Here is an 18,006-nt window from a genome sequence, read left to right on the forward strand (position 1 = left end):
TATATCATCTATCTATATCAGGGCTAAATGAATCACATCATTCATGTCTCTAACATAATCAAAGGTTAATCCCTTTAAGTGGTCTTGTTTAATTTCTTCTACATCTTTTTTATTATCCTGTGAAAGGATAATTTCTTTTATATTAGCCCGTTTAGCAGCTAGAATTTTCTCTTTTATTCCTCCCACAGGAAGAACCTTTCCTCTTAATGTAATTTCTCCTGTCATAGCTAAATGAGGTCTTAATTTTCTTTTAGTATAACTTGATACTAGAGAAGTTAACATAGTAATTCCTGCAGATGGACCGTCTTTAGGGACAGCACCTTCAGGAACATGAACGTGTACATTTTGTTCTTCGAACATTTTAGGATCTATGTTAAAATCCTTATAATGAGCTTTAATATATTGCAAAGCAATTGTGGCAGATTCTTTCATAACTTCTCCTAAATTTCCAGTAATACTTAAATTTCCTTTTCCCTTGGACAAACTGGATTCTATGTATAAAATATCTCCACCAAAATTAGTCCAAGCTAAACCTGTAACAACGCCTGGAACTTTATTTTCTTCATAACGATCCGGATCATTTGGAATTCCCAGAATTTCCTCTATTTTTTCAATACTTAAACGTTTCACATATTTCCTATCCATAGCAATATGCTTAGCGGCATAACGTGCTAATTTAGCCATATGTTTTTCCAGAGTTCTCAAACCGGATTCTCTGGTATAACTTTCTATAACTTTTTCAATTTGTTGAGTTCCAAGTATCAAGTCTGATTTTTTCAATCCATTTTCTTTCAATTGTTTAGGAAGGATATGTTTTTTGACGATTTGGGTCTTTTCCTCTACCGTATATCCATTCATCTCTATAACCTCCATTCTATCTATAAGAGCTGGTTGTATATTAGAAAGAGAATTGGCTGTAGCGATAAACAATACTTTGGACAAATCATAACCCATTTCCAAAAAATTGTCATAAAATGAGGTATTCTGTTCTGGGTCCAAAACTTCTAACATGGCAGAAGAAGGATCTCCATTCGCTCCTAAACCTATTTTATCAATTTCGTCAAGAACAAAAACAGGATTGGAAGTTCCTACCTTTCGGATGGATTGCAATAATCTTCCCGGCATAGCTCCAATATAAGTTCTTCTGTGACCACGTATTTCAGACTCATCGTGTAATCCACCTAAAGAAATACGTACGTATTTTCTTTTAAGTGCAGTAGCTATAGATCTACCCAAAGAAGTTTTTCCCACTCCAGGTGGACCATAAAAGCATAGAATAGGGGAACGCATATCTCCTCTTAATTTTAAAACTGCCAAATATTCTATAATACGTTCTTTAACTTTTTCCAACCCGTAATGATCTCTATCTAATATTTTCTGAGCAAATTCTAAATCAAAACTATCTTTTGAGTATTTTCCCCAGGGGAGATCAATCATCAATTCTAGATAATTTCTTTGAACAGTATATTCTGGCATTTGAGGATTAGTCCTTTGCATTTTTATTAACTCTCTATCAAACTGTTTTTTAGCTTCCTTAGACCATTTTTTTCTGGAAGCTTTTGCACGCATTTCATCAATCTCTTTTTCATAAGAAATATCTCCTAACTCTTCTTGTATAGCTTTAATTTGTTGATGTAGAAAATATTCTCTTTGTTGCTGATCCATATCACTACGAACACGGGACTGAATATCGTTCTTTAACTTTATTTGTTGATGTTCTACGTTCAGAAAACGCAGCGTCTCCATGGCTCTCTTTTTTAAATCATCATACTCTAACAATTTTTGTTTGTCTCTAGTAGCTAAATTCATATTGGCTGCTACAAAATTGATTAAAAAAGAAGGGCTTTCTATATTGCGAATAGCAATGCTTGCTTCTGATGGAATATTTGGATTATCCTGAATAATTTTTATGGCAATTTCTTTGATGGATTCTACCAAAGCAAGGTATTCCTTATCTTTACAAGAAGGTTTGTTTTCTTCTAAAGCTATAATTTCTGCTTTAAAATATGGATCGTTTTGAATAAAACGACTGACCTTAAATCTTCTTTTTCCCTGTAAAATAACAGTGGTATTTCCATCAGGCATTTTCAATAACTTCAAGATTTTAGCCACTGTTCCTATAGAGTATAAATCTTTTTCACTAAGATTTTCTATTCCTGAATTTTTCTGTGTTAATACTCCAACGGTTTTATCCAATCCATAAGCATCTTGTAATAATTGGATAGATCCACTTTTTCCTGCTATAATGGGAAAAACAATTCCAGAATATAAAACCATATTTCTCACTGTTAATATACATAATTGTTCCGGAATGTCATCTTTAAGAAGTTGATCTTCTTCATCCTGACTCATTAAAGGAATAAATTCTGCTTCAGACTCGAATCCAGATTCGGTAAATATATTTTTTAGTAACATAAAAAAATAGATTTCTTACTTAAATGAGGATTCCTATCCTATTCTTTACTATTCTAGAGGAACCACCACCTTAAATATACTGTTTTCTATATGAAAAAAAAAACCCTAATGGCGGACTTATTTTCTTTTGAAAAAACGATTATTCAGTATGAAAAATTGATTTATTTTTCTTTTTTTTCTTGTTCAAGGAGTTTAATAAAAATATCTTCCGTTAAAATTTTTATATGGGTTTTTTTCATACATCTTTCAAGTTTAGAACCAAAGTTTTTTCCTACAACAATAAAATTAATTTGGTTATTCACCGTATGAAATACTCTTCCTCCTAAAAGTTCTACCAAGTTTTTAGCCTTATTACGAGTCATACTAGACAGTCTTCCTGTAAATAAAAAAGATTTTCCTTCAATAGGAGAATATTTGCTTTTTGCTGGATTTTTTTTATAGAAATCGGAAAAATTTAATCCATGTTTCATCAGAATTTCCACAATTTTTTTGTTCTCTTTAGTGGAAAAATAAGTTTTTATACTTTCGGAAATTTTTTTTCCTATTCCTGAAATAGAGGTTAATTGTGCTTCCTCCGCCTGTATTAAGGAATTTATATTTAAAAAATTTTCTGTTAATTTTTTAGAAATATATTCTCCTACATGAGGAATTCCTAAAGCATATAAGACTCTTTGATAGGGATTCTCTTTGGATTTTTCTATGTTCTTTATTAAAGAATCTGCTAATTTTTCTTTCACTCCATCTATTTGAAGAAGTTTTTCCTTTTTAATTGATATAAATCGGAAAATATTATATAAAAAACCTTTTTGGTACAATTTTTTTATCATTTCATTTCCAATTCCTTTTATATTCATAGCCCTTTCACTCACAAAATGTTGTATTTTTCTCATGTTTTGAGAAGGACACAAATTATTGGGACAGTAGAACGATTCATTTTTTTTTCTTAAATGGCTCCTACATGAGGGACATTTTGTTAAGAAATATATAGGAGATGCATTGATTAATCTTTTTTTTAAATTTATTTTAGCTACTTTAGGAATAATGTCCCCTCCTTTTTCTAATAAAAGAGCATCTCCATAATGAATCCCCATTTTTTGAATAAAATGATCATTATAAAGCGTCACTCTTTTCACTATTGTTCCAGAAATTTTTTTTGGGATTACCTCGGCTACAGGAGTAATGATTCCAGTGCGTCCTACTTGAAATTTCAGGTTTAATAATTTTGTCTCAGATAATTTTTTTGGTCTAAATTTGTAAGCTATAGCCCAACGGGGATATTTATTCGTATATCCTAAAAGAGATTGATTCTTATGTTCATTGACCTTAATGACTATTCCATCAATCTGATAGGGAAGTGTTTGTTTCCATTGACTCCAATAGTCCAGGAAATGAAATATATCCTTGATTTTTTTACAAAGTAAAACCTTTTCGGATATTTCAAACCCCCAATTTCGTAGGGTTTGTAAAGCTTGATATTGTGTATCAAAAGGCAAATTTGTTCCCATTATAGAGTAGACGATACAAGATAGAGTCCGTTTATATACTTCTTTATTATTCTTAATTTTCAGAGTTCCACTTGCCGTATTTCTAGGATTAGCATAAGGATTCTTTCCACTTATTGTGCGTTTCGCATTGATTTCTAAAAACTTTTTTATAGGAAGAAAAATCTCTCCACGGATTTCAAGATATTCCGGATGGTTTTTCCCTATTAATTTTAGGGGAATGGATTGGATGGTCCGTACATTTTCTATGACTTCCTCTCCTTTTTTTCCATCTCCACGAGTCACAGCATGAGTTAAAAATCCGTTTTTATAAATTAAATTAACAGACACTCCATCATATTTTAGTTCACATACGAAAGAAGAAGAAGAAATGGATTTCTGAATCCTTTTTTTCCAAGTCATTAACTCTTTCTTAGAATAGGTGTTTTGAAGAGAGTACATTTTATATTTATGATAATAAATGGAAGAATCTGCATATTTTTTTCCCTCTACTCCTATTCTCAGAGTGGGAGAGCTCTGATCATAGAATTCTGGATGTTCTTTTTCCAATAGAAATAATTCTCTTAATTTTTTATCAAAATTGTAATCAGATATCTCAGAAGTATCCAGGGCATAATATTGATAATTATATTCCGAAAGTTTTTTTCTTAACTTATATATTTTTTCTTTGATGTCTTTTTTATTTCTATCCTTTTCATGTTTTTTGGTAATATATAGCACGAATCATTCGGAAAAAACCTAGAAAGTCTCTTCTAATTTCTAAATTTCTGAATCCTTTTTTTTTCATAAATTCAATGAAATCTAGATGAAGAAATTGATTAATTTCAAAGTAAACACATACTAATACTCCAGTAAATTTTTTTTTGATCCAGGAAAGAATTTTTTGATAAAAAATGAATGGGGCCTCATCAGGAACAAATAAAGCTTGAAAAGGTTCATATTGAAAAATATTCGGATGCAGTAATTTTTTTTCAGAGATTCTTACATAAGGAGGATTACTTACGACAATGTTAACAGGATATTTTTTTATAATGGGAAGAGAAATTAAATTTTGCAATATATCCACTTTTCTTAAAAAAATTTTTTCTTTGTGAAATTTTGAATTTCTTTTTGCTATAAAAAGACTTTCAGGAGAAATATCTACGGCATGAATATGACGTATTTTAGGAAGTTTCTTTTTTAAAGTAATCCCAATACATCCACTTCCTGTTCCAAGATCAAATACTTGAACGTTTTCACTATTTCTTTTGTGATCCTGTATAATCCAGGATACAAGTTCTTCTGTTTCTGGTCTTGGAATAAAGACTTTTTCATTAACTAAAAAATCCATTCCAAAAAAATAAGTCTTTCCAATTATATACTGAATGGGTCTATTTTTTTTCAATTCCCATAATTTTTTTATCAATTTTTTGTAGATATAATCTTCTATTTTTTCTTTTTTACTTAATTTTAAGATAATTGTGGTTTTATCACATTTAAACACGTGGGTTGTCAGCAAAAAAAAGAGACTTTCTAACTCTTTAGAGTCTTGATAGACTTCTTGAAGATCCTCATAAAATAGATGGTAGAATTCCTCGATAGACATTCTACAATGTACGAATTAAAAAAAATATTTATTTTTTCTACCTTAGTTTAGTATTAGAATTTTTTTTCCTATGTTAGATGAAGATACCATTGTTGCTTTGGCTACTCCTATGGGATCAAGCGCTATCTCTGTTATTCGTATTTCTGGAAATAATTCCATATCCACTGTTGAAAAAATTTTTGTTTCCGTTATCTATGGAAAAAAACTAGAAAATCAATCCACACATACTCTTCATCTAGGGTCTATTGTGGATGAAAATGTTTTATTGGATCAAGTATTAGTATCTATATTTAGATCTCCTTCTTCTTACACAGGAGAAAATATGATAGAGATATCTTGTCATGGATCTTATTATATTCAACAAAAAATAATGCAATTGCTGATTAGAAAAGGATTACGTTTAGCTCGTCCTGGAGAATTTACATTTCGTGCATTTTTAAATAAGAAAATAGATCTATCACAAGCTGAAGCTATAGCAGATCTGATTTTATCGGAAAATAAAGCTTATCATGAAATATCTTTGCAACAAATAAAAGGATCCTTGACTCATACCATTAAAGATTTACGAAAAAAATTATTGGATTTTGCATCTCTCCTAGAATTGGAATTGGATTTTTCAGAAGAAGATGTGATCTTTGCCAAAAGATCAGAACTTTTTTCTTTCTTAAAGGATTTAGAAAAAACATTAAAAGATTTAATTGAATCTTTTTCACTAGGAAATGCGATAAAAAAAGGAATCTATGTAGCTATTATTGGAGAACCAAATGTAGGGAAATCTACGTTATTTAATTACGTGATTAATGAGAACCGTTCGATCATATCTCATATAGAAGGAACTACTAGAGATAGTATAGAAGGAGAATTTGTTTTGAATGGGATCCATTTTCACTTTGTGGATACTGCAGGAATTAGAGAAACTAAAGATCCAATAGAAATGATGGGAGTTCAAAAAACGATGGAAAAAATACAAGAATCTCAAGTTCTCTTATATCTTTTTGAAGCCTCTACCAAGGAAGAAAAAAAACAAGAAAAAATTCTTCATGAAATTCAACTTCTTCACAAGAAATATCCAATGAAAAAAATTTTAGCTATTGCTAATAAATCAGATGTATCCTCTTTTAAAGACTTCTACAAGATAAAGTCAAAGATTCCTTATTTTTTTGAAATTTCTGCAAAAAATCATCACGGAATAAAAAAAATGCTCTATACTTTAAGTAATTTATTCATAAAAAAACTACAAGAAAAAAATATTATTGTGACACAAAACAGACACTATGAAGCTTTGAAAAAATCTTTAGAAGAAGTTTTTCTAGCTCATGAAGCTTTCAATAAAAGGATTTCAGAAGATTTAATTTCTATACATATTAAAGAAGCTTTGCGGTATTTAGGAGAGATAACAGGAGAAATAACAAATGAAGAGATCCTAAAAAACATATTCTCCAAATTTTGTATTGGAAAGTAAGATTCATGATGCAAAAAAAACACAATCTTGTCAGAGTTCGTTTTGCTCCTAGTCCAACAGGTCCATTACATTTAGGTGGAATAAGAACCGCTTTATACAATTATCTTTTTGCTAAAAAATATGGAGGATCCTTTATTCTTAGAATAGAAGATACGGATCGAAAAAGATTTGTTCCTAATTCTGAATCCTATATTATGGAAACATTAAAATGGTGCCAGATAGAACCTGATGAAGGAGTTGGTTATGGAGGAGTTCATCTCCCTTATCATCAATCTAAACGTGGAGATATTTATCGTTTCCATCTTTCTAAATTATTAGAGAAAGGGTATGCATATTACGCTTTTGACACAGATAAGGAACTTTATATAAAAAAAAAGGAATATCAAAATCGTGGATTAACCTTTTCTTATAATGCGAGTATAAGAATGGATATGAACAATTCCTTGACCATGACGAAAAAACAATTGTATACAAAATTAAATTCTGGTTTTTCCTATGTTATTCGATTTAAAATTCAACCTGGAGAAAAATTGAAAATGGAGGATATGATACGTGGAAATATTGTAGTCAACACAGATAGTTTAGACGATAAAATATTGTTAAAATCTAATGGAATAGCTACTTATCATTTAGCTAATACTATAGACGATCATTTAATGAAAATCACTCATGTGATCAGAGGTGAAGAATGGCTACCATCTATGTCTTTACACTTATTATTATATCGTGCTTTTGGTTGGATTCCGCCTAGTTTTGCACATTTGCCTTTAATATTAAGAGAGGATGGAAAAGGAAAGCTTAGCAAAAGAAACGTAGAAGATTTAGATTTTCCTATATTTCCTTTACAATGGAAAGTTCCAGAAACTAAGACGATTATTCCAGGATACAGAGAGCTAGGATATTTTCCAGAAGCTTTCGTTAATATGTTAGCTTTGTTGGGATGGAATCCAGGAATCCAAAGAGAAATTTTTTCCTTACAAGAATTAATTAATTTCTTTTCTTTAAAAAGAATCACTAAATCTGGAGTTTATTTTAACCTAAAAAAAGCCAATTGGTTCAATAAACAATACTTGAAAAAAAAAGGGGAAGAAATATTTTCTTATCTTTCTATGGAACTGCAAAAACGTTCTATTTCCTATGAAATAGATTATTTATATAAAGTCATCCATCTCACAATCGATAGGCTACATTTTGTCCATGAAATTTGGGAACATACTTTTTACTTTTTTATTTCTCCTAATTCTTATGAATACAGTTTTTTTAATCAAATTTTTCATCAAAATATCATTGATCAATTAGAGTCTTGTAAAAAATCATTATTAAATATTCCTCAATTTACATCCGTAGATTTGAGATTATTATTTCATAAATACAATCAAAAAAATAGACATAAAATGATGAAAATATTTCGTTTAGCTTTAGTTGGGAGCCTAAAAGGGACTGATCTTTTTATGATTTTTGAAATGTTAGGAAAGAAAGAAAGTATCCATCGGATAGAGAAATTAATGAAAAAAATAAGAGAAAAGATCTAGATTTTTTTGAAAAAAGAACATAAAAACATAGATTTACACTTTTGCAAAAAAAATTCCAATGCTGAGACATTATGAAAATATCATGATAATCACTCCTATTTTGTCTGATGATCAAGACAAAAAAACGGCAAAAGAGTATGAAAATTATCTCATCCAAAAAAATGGAAAAATAGTTCATCAGGAACATTGGGGATTAAAAAAATTAGCTTATCCTATTCAAAAAAAACAAAGTGGATGTTATCATTTATTTGAGTTTTTATTAAGTTCTAATTTAGTATCTGATTTAGAATTGAAATTAAGACAAGACGAACGTATTTTACGTTTTATCACTGTAAAATTAAATAAATATGGAATAGAATATGCAGAAAGAAGGAGAAATAAATTATTAAAAAAAGACCAAGAATTATGATTTTAGAAGAGGAGATCAATCAACCCCATCATACAAAACAACAACAAGGGGGAGACAGCGATTTAAGATACTTGTCTCCTCTTAAGATAGAAACTAAAATAGAAAAAAAATATTGTTATTTTAAACAAAGAAATATTAAGTATATAGATTATAAAGACCCGATATTTTTGATCAAATTTCTGAATGCGCAAGGTAAAATATTGCCACGTCGTATTACAGGAACTTTACAAAAGAATCAAAATAAATTAAATGCGGCTATAAAAAGATGCCGACAAATTGGACTTTTACCTTTTGTTACAGATGACTTAAGATAAAAAAATGAAAATTATTCTCAAAAAAGACGTTGAAAATTTGGGGTTTCAATATGATGAATTAAATGTGAAACCAGGATATGCTAGAAACTATTTAATTCCTAAAGGGTATGCTATTATCGCTTTACCTGGAGAAGTGAAAAATATTCAAGAAATCTTAAAACAACGCTCTAAAAAGGAAAGTTTTTTCATTGAAAAATCCAAAGAAATAGAAAAAAAATTAAAACAATTGACTATAAAAATAACAGCTAAAGTAGGAAGAGGAGGAAAATTGTTCGGTTCAATTAATAATCAAGAATTGATGGTAGCTTTGCACAAAGAAGGGATTTCTATAGAAAAAAAATTTATCAGAATTCCTGGAAATAGAGTTATTAAAACGATTGGAAAACATCAGGCCTGTATACGTTTACCTCGTCAACGGGAAATTCCCCTAAATTTTGAAGTAGTATCTGACTAATTTATTAAAGTGTCATATAATAAGAATAAATTGAGTATCACGATAATAACGGTGATAATCCAAGCTAATATTTTTAAAACAGGTCCATTTACAAATGATCCCATTTTATCAGAATTTCCTGTAAAATTTACTAAGGGAATAATAGCGAAACTTAATTGTATTGATAAAATAATTTGACTAATTATTAGTAATTCAGCAGTTCCTTTCTCTCCATAAATAATAGAAGCAATCATAGCTGGAACAATAGCGATGAGTCTTGTTATTAATCTTCTTATCCATGGTTTTAATCGAATGTGAAGAAACCCTTCCATTACAATTTGTCCAGATAGAGTTCCAGTAAGTGTTGAATTTTGTCCTGAGGCTAGTAAAGCTAAAGCAAAAAAAATTCCAGAGAGACTAGAACCGAGTATAGGGGTTAAAAGTTTATGTGCGTCCATAATATCTGCTACTTCTGTATGTCCAGATCTATGAAAAGTAGCGGAAGATATAATTAATATAGCTGCATTGATAAAAAAAGCTAAGGATAAAGATAACGTACTATCTATAGTGGCATATTTTATGGCCATCTTTTTCCCTTCAATAGTACGTGGATAATTTCTAGTTTGTATAATACTTGAATGTAGGTATAGATTATGAGGCATGACTGTCGCCCCTAGAATTCCAATAGATATATAGAAAGAATGCGAATTTTTGATTATTTCCGGATTAGGGATAATTCCTTTTAAAATGGGAATAATTTCTGGTTTAGAACTAATAATTTCAAAACTAAAACAAACTAAAATTGTAAAGATTAACGCAGCAACTACACTTTCAATGTATCTGAATCCTTTGTATTGAAAAAATAAAATAAGCAAAACATCTATAGCAGTAATTAAAACCCCCCATGTTATGGGAATCCCAAAAAGCAATTTTAAGGCTAACACAGAACCAATAATTTCTGCTAAGTCACAAGCCGCAATAGCTACTTCACATAAAATCCATAAGATAAAACTAATAAATGGGGGATAATGGTCTCTACAAGCTTGTGCTAAATCTCGTTCACAAACAATTCCTAATTTAAGAGCCAAATGTTGTAAGATTATAGCAAAAAGATTGGATATAAAAATAACGGATAAAAGCATGTATCCGAATTTAGCTCCTCCAGCAATATCTGTCGCCCAATTTCCTGGGTCCATATATCCAACGGCAATCAATAATCCTGGTCCAGTGAAAGCCAATAATTTTTTCCATTTTCCCTGTTTTTGAGGAACAGAAACAGAAGAAAAAACTTCCGATAGGGAAGGGGACTTATTCTCTTTTCTCCATCCTTTTATAGAATACCTTTTTTTTGGCATATAAAATAAATATGAAATGAAAATAATATAAAGTTAACCGTTTTACTTGTTTTTATTTGTGTGGAAGGCCAATAGGAATGGTAAATTTCATTCTTATTTTCCTGAAAAAAAGAATGAAATTGCATAAAATCAAATTATTTTATACCTTTGATCTGTACGTACTATATTATGTATGTGTAGATTGATTAAATGATAAAAATAGCTATACAAGGAGTAAAGGGGTGTTTTCATCATGCAGCAGTTTCCAGATATTTTGAGGGTTGTCATTATAAATTGATGGAGTGTTCTTCATTTAGAGAAGTTTCCAGTTCCGTGGCTAAATCCGATGTGGATATTGGAGTGATGGCTATAGAAAATACCATAGCGGGGACTATATTGACAAATTATAGTCTTTTATCTGAATACAATTTAAGAATAGTGGGAGAAATCTACATGCCTATACAACATCATTTAATGGCTTTTCCTGGACAGAAAGTAAAAGATATTAAGGAAATTTATTCTCATCCCATGGCTCTTTTACAATGTGAATCCTTTCTAGAGGAACATTCTGATATAAAAATCTCCAAATACTCGGATACGGCAGCTGCTGCTAAATACATTTCTAAATGTAATAAAAAAGGTTTAGCGGCGATTGCCTCTGAAGATGCGGCTAAAGAATATGGGTTAGAAATCCTTTCTAAAAATATACAAACCATTACAAGGAACTTTACCAGGTTTTTTGTCATTAAAAATTCTTCGAAAAAAGAAAATAATTTTAATAAAGCTTCACTAAGATTCAAAATTTTACATACTACTGGAACTCTATCTAAGATTTTGAGTCTTATATCCAGTCTTGGAATTAATATGACTAAAATACAATCTATTCCTATTATACAAAGACCTTGGGAATATTCATTTTATGTAGATATTATATTCAATAGTATAAAAGATTATGAGATGATGAAAGAACGTATACAAAAAATTCCATGTCTTCATAAATTTTCTATTATGGGAGAATATAAAAATGGTAGAATCAGATCTTAATGATTGGAGCAGCAAAAAGAATGCATCAAATATCGGAATACTTCTTTTCCGAAAAAATGAAAGAAATACATCTTCTTGAAAATCAAGGAATAAAAGTGATTAATTTAGGAATTGGAAATCCGGATCTTCTTCCTCCAAATGAGGTGATTAATAAAATGAAAGAAGCATCTGAATTGGAGGAGGCAAACACTTATCAAAGCTATGTAGGGATAGAAAATTTGCGTAAATCCATGGCTAATTGGTATGGAAAGACCTATCAAGTGAAAGTGGATCCTAACAAGGAGATATTGCCTTTAATGGGGTCTAAAGAGGGAATTATGCATATAAGCATGTCTTATTTAGAAAAAGGAGATCAAGTATTAATTCCAAATCCAGGATATCCAATTTATTCCTCTATCTCTAAACTTTTAGAATCGGAAATTATTTATTATGATCTTCAGGAAAGCAATGATTGGTTCCCAAATATCCACTTTTTGGAGAATAAAAATCTGTCTAAGGTAAAGATTATGTGGATCAATTATCCTCATATGCCTACAGGCGCCGCTATTACTTTTGAACAATTAGAAGAAGTGGTTTTCTTTGCTAAAAAAAACCATATTTTACTTGTTCATGATAATCCTTATAGTTTCATTTTAAATAATCAACGTCCATTGAGTATCTTTAATATTAAAGAAGCTAAAGATATTGCTTTAGAATTAAATTCTTTAAGTAAAAGTTATAATATGGCAGGATGGCGTGTTGGAATGGTAATAGGGAATCCTGAATTTATTCAAAATATCATAAAAGTAAAAAGCCAAATGGATTCTGGGATGTATTATCCTATACAGATTGGGGCTATAGAAGCCATGAATCATGATTCTGAATGGTTTAAAAAACTGAATACAGAATATTTAAAACGTCAAAAAATTCTATGGGAAATATGTGATCGTCTATATTTAGAATATAGGAGAAATAGTTCTGGAATCTTTGTTTGGGCAAAAATTACAGATGTAGATAAAAATGATCGTGAATGGTCAGAGAAAATTCTAAAAAATTATCACATATTTATTACACCTGGAAGCATTTTTGGGGATCAGGGAAAAGGATATGTAAGATTGTCTATGTGTCGTCCTGTAAATACTTTGGAAGAAGCAAAAAATAGAATTATTTCATGAATATTGGAATTATAGGATTAGGTTTGATCGGTGGTTCGATGAGTTTAGGGTTACGAAAATACAATTTTGGAGATAAATATCTAGGAACAGACTCTAATCAAGAAAATGCTTTGAATGCCGTAAAACTTGGAATTGTAGATAAAATAATCCCTTTACAGGATCTTCTTATACAATCTTCCGTTATCATTTTATCTATTCCTGTAGATGGGATAGAAAAAATCCTTCCAATTATTCTAAACAAAATCAGGAATGATACAGTTATTTTAGATACTGGATCTACTAAGTATGATATTTGTAATCGGGTTTTTTCTCATCCAAAAAGAAGTCGTTTTGTGGCTACACATCCTATTGCAGGAATTGAAAGTTCTGGACCTATTTCAGCTCAGTCAGATCTTTTTTATAAAAAGAATTGTATTTTTTGCGATTCTGAACTCAGTGCTCCAGATGCGATTTATATGGCAGAAAGAATTTACTCTACTATGAAAATGCGTAGGATTTATTTAACCTCTAAAGAACATGATTTTTATATTTCCTATGGATCTCATTTACCTCATGCCATCTCCTTCTCTTTAGCTAATACAGTTTTAAAAAAATTTGAAAATAAGGAAGATATTTTTAATAATATAATGGGAAGTGGATTGTATTCTACTACACGTTTGGCGAGAAGCAATCCTGAAACGTGGTTACCTATTTTTATTTCTAATAGAAAAAATTTGATTCAAGCTATAGATGCTTATATGAATCATTTAGAAATATTTCGTAACTATTTAAGAAATAAAGAATTTCATAAAATTGATCAGTATATAAAAAAGGCAAACGATATAAAAAAAAAATATGTATAAATTAAATGTATTGTGATGGAAAAAGATATTATGAATAATAGGATAGACAGGTCTTGGATTGAAAAATTTGATAAACCTCTAACCATATCTGGTCCTTGTAGTGCAGAGAGCGAACAACAAATAATGGAAACCGCTAGAAAGTTAGATCCATCTTATGTACAAGTATTTAGAGCAGGGATATGGAAACCTAGAACTAAACCAAATAATTTTGAAGGGATAGGGGAACAGGGACTTAAATGGCTCAAGAATGTAAAAAGACGTACAGGATTAATGGTTTCTACAGAAATAGCTAATGCAGAACATGTAAAATTGGCGTTATCTTTTGATGTAGATGTTCTTTGGATAGGAGCAAGAAGTACGGCCAGTCCATTTACGGTTCAAGAGATAGCAGATTCTTTAGAAGGGAAAGAAGATAAAATTATTTTAGTAAAAAATCCTATACATCCCGATATAGAATTGTGGATAGGAGCTTTAGAACGTTTGTTAGGAAAAGGGATAAGGAAGTTAGGTGTGATTCACCGTGGTTTTTACACTTATAAAACCTCGAAATACCGTAATCAACCGAACTGGAATCTTTTGTTCAGATTTAGGAATCTTCTTCCTAGAATTCCTGTGATATGTGATCCTTCACATATTTGCGGAAATAAAGAAGGAATTTTAGATATTGCAAAAACTGCTTATCATTTTAAATATGATGGATTGATGATAGAAAGTCATTGTGATCCAGATCATGCATGGAGTGATGCACAACAACAGATTACTCCGGAAAAACTTTTAGAAATGTTAAAACAGTTGACAGGTTCTAATACATGTCATGAGAAAAATCAGAAGAATTTAGATTCTTTAAGAATATTTATTGATGAAATAGATGAAAATCTTATTGCTCTCTTAGCAGAAAGAATGAAAATTTCCAAAAAATTAGGAACCTTTAAGAAAGCCGAAGATATAACGATTTTTCAACCAAATCGATGGGATTCTATTATGAAAAAATATCTAAAATTAGGTAAAAGTTTAGGGATTTCGGAAGAACTCCTTGAAGGGGTTTTCAAACTATTGCATCAAGAATCCATTAATATTCAAAATAGAATCTAATTCTAGAATGGATGAAGGAAAAGTTCAAAGATCCGTCATCAAAGAAAAAAAAATGGCTTATTTATTCACTAGCGAATCTGTTTCAGAAGGACATCCTGATAAAATTTCGGACCAGATATCGGATGCGATATTAGATCATTTTTTAGCATATGATCCAGAAGCAAAAGTCGCTATAGAAACTTTAGTGACCACAGGGCAAATCATCTTATCTGGAGAAGTAAATTCTAAAACTTATGTAAATGTTCAGAAAATAGCTCGTGATCTCCTTAGAAAAATTGGATATACTAAAAATGAATACAGGTTCAATGCTGATTCTTGTGGAATACTTTCTGCTATTCAAGAACAGTCTATGGATCTATTACAGGGGATAAAAAGTTTGAATAAAGATAATCAAGGAGCTGGAGATCAAGGAATTGTATTTGGTTACGCCATTAAGGAAACAGAGAATTATATGCCTCTTTCATTAGAGATGTCACATCATCTCCTAAGGGAACTTTCTTCTATACGAAATGAAGGAGAAAAAATGCCTTATTTACGTCCAGACGCTAAATCTCAAGTAACTTTAGAATATTCGGATAATAATGTCCCTATACATATTCACGCGATTGTTATTTCAACTCAACATGATGAATTCGATACAAAAGAAAGAATGCAGGAACGAATAGTTCAAGATATTAGAAATATTTTGATTCCAAGAGTCAAGAATCTCTTCTCTAAGGAGATTAAAAAATTATTTACGGATAGAACAAAATATTACATAAATACTACAGGAAAATTTGTTACTGGAGGACCTCATGGAGATACTGGCCTTACCGGAAGAAAAATCATTGTGGATACTTATGGAGGGAAAGGGGCTCATGGAGGAGGAGCCTTTTCTGGAAAAGATCCTTCTAAAGTGGATAGATCTGGAGCTTATGCTGCTAGACATATTGCTAAAAATCTTGTAGCAGCAGGAATTGCAGATGAATTGTTGATACAAATCTCCTATGCAGTTGGAGTGTCTGAGCCGATGGGGATTTATGTAAATACTTATGGAACCTCTAAAAGAGAACTTCTTGATGAAGATCTTGTAGTAAAGATCCAAAAAATTTTTGATTTACGTCCTTATGCTATTACAAAAAGATTAAAATTACGTCAACCAATGTATGAAGAAACAGCTGTATATGGACATATGGGGAAAAAACCAAGAAAAGTATGGAAATGTTTTTCGGATATAGAAGGTCATCAAAAAAAACAAGAAGTAGAACTGTTTACCTGGGAAAAATTGGATTATTTGCCTGTGATCAAAAAAGTTTTTAACATGGAATAATTCTTCAAAAAAAAATAGGTATTTTTAGTTAAATTTTTCATTTCACTATGTCTTACAATTTATTGAAGGGAAAGAAAGGAATTATATTTGGTGCTTTAGATGAAAATTCTATTGCTTGGAAAGTAGCAGAACGTGCTTATGAAGAAAAGGCGTCTTTTATTTTAACAAACACTCCTGCCTCTTTGAGAATGGGGAAAATTCATGAATTATCTCATAAGACAAAATCTAGAGTGATTCCGGCAGATGCTACTTCTATTGCGGATCTTAATTTTTTGTTTGATAAAACTTTAGATCATTTTGGAGGAAAAATAGATTTTATTTTGCATTCCATAGCTATGTCCATAAATATTCGAAAAGGATGTTCTTACACATCTATTAACTATGAATTCTTGAAAAAGGGGTGGGAAATATCTGCCGTTTCCTATCACAAGATCATGCAAACCGCATGGGATAAAAACGCGATGAACAAATGGGGATCTATAGTGGCTCTCACATATATTGCTTCTCAACGGAGTTTTCCTCATTATGGAGATATGTCGGATTATAAGTCCTATCTGGAAAGCATTACACGGAATTTTGGTTATCATTGGGGAGTTAAAAAAAAAGTTAGGGTAAATACAGTTTCACAATCCCCTACTATAACTAAAGCAGCAAAGTCTATTAAAGGGTTTCACAAATTTTTTCTATTATCTGAAAAAATATCCCCTTTAGGAAACGCATCTGCACAAGATTGTGCAAACTATATCATTACACTTTTTTCGGATTTGACAAAAAAAGTGACTATGCAAAATTTGTATCATGATGGAGGTTTTTCTAATACAGGAATTAGTGAAACGATGATTTCTTGATTACTTACTCCTATCCGTTGAGAAAAAATATCTAAAATTAGAAACCAAATATAATATCATATGAAAAGAATTATTGCTCCATCTCTACTTTCAGCAGATTTAGCCTTTCTATATCGTGATATAAAAATGTTGAATGAAAGTGAAGCGGATTGGTACCACATTGATATTATGGATTCCTCTTTTGTTTCTAATATTTCTTTTGGAAGCTCCTTTGTCAAATATGTCAAAAAATATGCCAATAAAAATAAACCCATGGATGTTCATTTAATGATTATGCAACCGGAACGCTACATAGAACAATTTAAAGCATGTGGAGCAGATCACTTACATATTCATTATGAAGCTTGTATTCATTTAAACAGAACTATTTTTTCTATTAAAGAATCTGGAATGAAAGCGGGGATAGCAGTCAATCCTCACACTCCAGTTTATCTGTTACAAGATCTTATTCAAGATATAGATTTCGTTTTGTTAATGAGCGTAAATCCTGGGTTTAGTGGACAAAAGTTTATCAAAAAAACCTATCAAAAACTAGAAGATACTAAAGATTTAATCTTAAAAAAACATTCTTCTGCGCTTATAGAAGTGGATGGAGGGGTGAATTTAGAAAATGCTTCTTTATTGTTCAAAAATGGAGCGGATATCTTAGTAGCAGGAACTACTATTTTTTCTAATGAAAATCCACAAAAAATGATTCATAGAATGAAATTTGGAAAAACTTAATTTAGTCT

Annotated in this window: 16 protein-coding genes; 12 read left to right on the forward strand and 4 right to left on the reverse strand. The window is 30.5% G+C overall.

What is annotated here, in order from left to right:
* Positions 1–12: 12 nt before the first annotated feature.
* From lon to BLBBOR_RS01650, 3 genes are all read right to left on the reverse strand, one after another.
* Positions 13–2,415 carry an endopeptidase La gene (gene lon / locus BLBBOR_RS01640; RefSeq protein WP_015370703.1) on the reverse strand — a complete coding sequence of 801 codons (2,403 nt, stop codon included), beginning with the start codon at positions 2,413–2,415 and terminating at the stop codon, positions 13–15.
* Positions 2,416–2,576: 161 nt separating this feature from the next.
* On the reverse strand, positions 2,577–4,637 hold the full coding sequence (ligA, locus tag BLBBOR_RS01645) for an NAD-dependent DNA ligase LigA (protein ID WP_015370704.1): 2,061 nt from the start codon (positions 4,635–4,637) through the stop codon (positions 2,577–2,579).
* On the reverse strand, positions 4,612–5,502 hold the full coding sequence (locus BLBBOR_RS01650; RefSeq protein ID WP_015370705.1) for a HemK/PrmC family methyltransferase: 891 nt from the start codon (positions 5,500–5,502) through the stop codon (positions 4,612–4,614). The genes ligA and BLBBOR_RS01650 overlap by 26 nt, the downstream gene beginning before the upstream one ends.
* 70 nt (positions 5,503–5,572) lie before the next feature.
* Between BLBBOR_RS01650 and mnmE the strand changes: the two genes are divergently transcribed.
* Genes mnmE through rplI form a run of 5 tightly spaced genes read left to right on the forward strand, consistent with a single transcriptional unit; the run spans position 5,573 to position 9,673 of the window.
* On the forward strand, positions 5,573–6,964 hold the full coding sequence (gene mnmE / locus BLBBOR_RS01655; RefSeq protein ID WP_015370706.1) for a tRNA uridine-5-carboxymethylaminomethyl(34) synthesis GTPase MnmE: 1,392 nt from the start codon (positions 5,573–5,575) through the stop codon (positions 6,962–6,964).
* A gap of 5 nt (positions 6,965–6,969) precedes the next feature.
* The gene (gene gltX / locus BLBBOR_RS01660) at positions 6,970–8,496 is read left to right on the forward strand and encodes a glutamate--tRNA ligase (protein WP_015370707.1); all 1,527 of its coding nucleotides are present in this window, start codon (positions 6,970–6,972) and stop codon (positions 8,494–8,496) included.
* A 58-nt stretch (positions 8,497–8,554) separates the two neighbouring features.
* Positions 8,555–8,905 (forward strand): 30S ribosomal protein S6, encoded by a 351-nt coding sequence (rpsF, locus tag BLBBOR_RS01665; RefSeq protein ID WP_015370708.1) that lies wholly within the window; start codon positions 8,555–8,557, stop codon positions 8,903–8,905.
* Positions 8,902–9,219, forward strand: a complete 318-nt coding sequence (rpsR, locus tag BLBBOR_RS01670; protein ID WP_015370709.1) for a 30S ribosomal protein S18 — start codon at positions 8,902–8,904, stop codon at positions 9,217–9,219. Before rpsF ends, rpsR begins: the two co-directional genes overlap by 4 nt.
* Positions 9,220–9,223: 4 nt before the next feature.
* Positions 9,224–9,673: a 50S ribosomal protein L9 gene (gene rplI, locus BLBBOR_RS01675; RefSeq protein ID WP_015370710.1), complete on the forward strand. Its 450-nt coding sequence runs from the start codon at positions 9,224–9,226 to the stop codon at positions 9,671–9,673.
* Here the strand turns inward: rplI and BLBBOR_RS01680 are convergent.
* Positions 9,670–11,007, reverse strand: a complete 1,338-nt coding sequence (locus tag BLBBOR_RS01680) for an Nramp family divalent metal transporter (protein WP_015370711.1) — start codon at positions 11,005–11,007, stop codon at positions 9,670–9,672. The two genes, rplI and BLBBOR_RS01680, sit on opposite strands and share 4 nt — an antisense overlap.
* Before the next feature lie 189 nt (positions 11,008–11,196).
* Here BLBBOR_RS01680 and BLBBOR_RS01685 point away from each other — a divergent pair, with 189 nt between their 5' ends.
* The 7 genes from BLBBOR_RS01685 to rpe are packed head-to-tail and all read left to right on the forward strand — an operon-like array spanning position 11,197 to position 17,998.
* Complete coding sequence (locus BLBBOR_RS01685; RefSeq protein WP_015370712.1) at positions 11,197–12,030, forward strand: prephenate dehydratase; 834 nt, start codon at positions 11,197–11,199, stop codon at positions 12,028–12,030.
* Positions 12,030–13,184, forward strand: coding sequence for a pyridoxal phosphate-dependent aminotransferase (locus BLBBOR_RS01690; RefSeq protein ID WP_015370713.1), 1,155 nt, complete (start codon positions 12,030–12,032; stop codon positions 13,182–13,184). Before BLBBOR_RS01685 ends, BLBBOR_RS01690 begins: the two co-directional genes overlap by 1 nt.
* Positions 13,181–14,026, forward strand: a complete 846-nt coding sequence (locus BLBBOR_RS01695) for a prephenate dehydrogenase/arogenate dehydrogenase family protein (RefSeq protein WP_015370714.1) — start codon at positions 13,181–13,183, stop codon at positions 14,024–14,026. The genes BLBBOR_RS01690 and BLBBOR_RS01695 overlap by 4 nt, the downstream gene beginning before the upstream one ends.
* Before the next feature lie 15 nt (positions 14,027–14,041).
* A complete protein-coding gene (locus tag BLBBOR_RS01700) occupies positions 14,042–15,118 on the forward strand; it encodes a bifunctional 3-deoxy-7-phosphoheptulonate synthase/chorismate mutase type II (protein ID WP_015370715.1) in 1,077 nt (358 codons plus the stop codon).
* A gap of 52 nt (positions 15,119–15,170) precedes the next feature.
* Complete coding sequence (gene metK / locus BLBBOR_RS01705; protein WP_015370716.1) at positions 15,171–16,427, forward strand: methionine adenosyltransferase; 1,257 nt, start codon at positions 15,171–15,173, stop codon at positions 16,425–16,427.
* A 47-nt stretch (positions 16,428–16,474) separates the two neighbouring features.
* Entirely contained in the window at positions 16,475–17,275 is an 801-nt protein-coding gene (locus BLBBOR_RS01710) for an enoyl-ACP reductase (protein ID WP_015370717.1), read from the forward strand.
* A gap of 60 nt (positions 17,276–17,335) precedes the next feature.
* Complete coding sequence (rpe, locus tag BLBBOR_RS01715; RefSeq protein ID WP_015370718.1) at positions 17,336–17,998, forward strand: ribulose-phosphate 3-epimerase; 663 nt, start codon at positions 17,336–17,338, stop codon at positions 17,996–17,998.
* Positions 17,999–18,006 lie beyond the last annotated feature (8 nt).

The sequence above is a fragment of the Blattabacterium sp. (Blatta orientalis) str. Tarazona genome, from assembly GCF_000334405.1.
Classification (GTDB): domain Bacteria; phylum Bacteroidota; class Bacteroidia; order Flavobacteriales; family Blattabacteriaceae; genus Blattabacterium.

Excerpts from the sequence above, each read along its gene's own strand:
- mnmE (WP_015370706.1), top strand. The coding sequence starts at position 5,573 with ATGTTAGATGAAGATACCATTGTTGCTTTGGCTACTCCTATGGGATCA.
- lon (WP_015370703.1), bottom strand. The coding sequence starts at position 2,415 with ATGTTACTAAAAAATATATTTACCGAATCTGGATTCGAGTCTGAAGCA.
- BLBBOR_RS01650 (WP_015370705.1), bottom strand. The coding sequence starts at position 5,502 with ATGTCTATCGAGGAATTCTACCATCTATTTTATGAGGATCTTCAAGAA.
- metK (WP_015370716.1), top strand. The coding sequence starts at position 15,171 with ATGGCTTATTTATTCACTAGCGAATCTGTTTCAGAAGGACATCCTGAT.
- rpe (WP_015370718.1), top strand. The coding sequence starts at position 17,336 with ATGAAAAGAATTATTGCTCCATCTCTACTTTCAGCAGATTTAGCCTTT.
- BLBBOR_RS01690 (WP_015370713.1), top strand. The coding sequence starts at position 12,030 with ATGATTGGAGCAGCAAAAAGAATGCATCAAATATCGGAATACTTCTTT.
- BLBBOR_RS01680 (WP_015370711.1), bottom strand. The coding sequence starts at position 11,007 with ATGCCAAAAAAAAGGTATTCTATAAAAGGATGGAGAAAAGAGAATAAG.
- BLBBOR_RS01695 (WP_015370714.1), top strand. The coding sequence starts at position 13,181 with ATGAATATTGGAATTATAGGATTAGGTTTGATCGGTGGTTCGATGAGT.
- rpsF (WP_015370708.1), top strand. The coding sequence starts at position 8,555 with ATGCTGAGACATTATGAAAATATCATGATAATCACTCCTATTTTGTCT.
- rpsR (WP_015370709.1), top strand. The coding sequence starts at position 8,902 with ATGATTTTAGAAGAGGAGATCAATCAACCCCATCATACAAAACAACAA.
- gltX (WP_015370707.1), top strand. The coding sequence starts at position 6,970 with ATGATGCAAAAAAAACACAATCTTGTCAGAGTTCGTTTTGCTCCTAGT.
- BLBBOR_RS01685 (WP_015370712.1), top strand. The coding sequence starts at position 11,197 with ATGATAAAAATAGCTATACAAGGAGTAAAGGGGTGTTTTCATCATGCA.
- rplI (WP_015370710.1), top strand. The coding sequence starts at position 9,224 with ATGAAAATTATTCTCAAAAAAGACGTTGAAAATTTGGGGTTTCAATAT.
- BLBBOR_RS01710 (WP_015370717.1), top strand. The coding sequence starts at position 16,475 with ATGTCTTACAATTTATTGAAGGGAAAGAAAGGAATTATATTTGGTGCT.
- BLBBOR_RS01700 (WP_015370715.1), top strand. The coding sequence starts at position 14,042 with ATGGAAAAAGATATTATGAATAATAGGATAGACAGGTCTTGGATTGAA.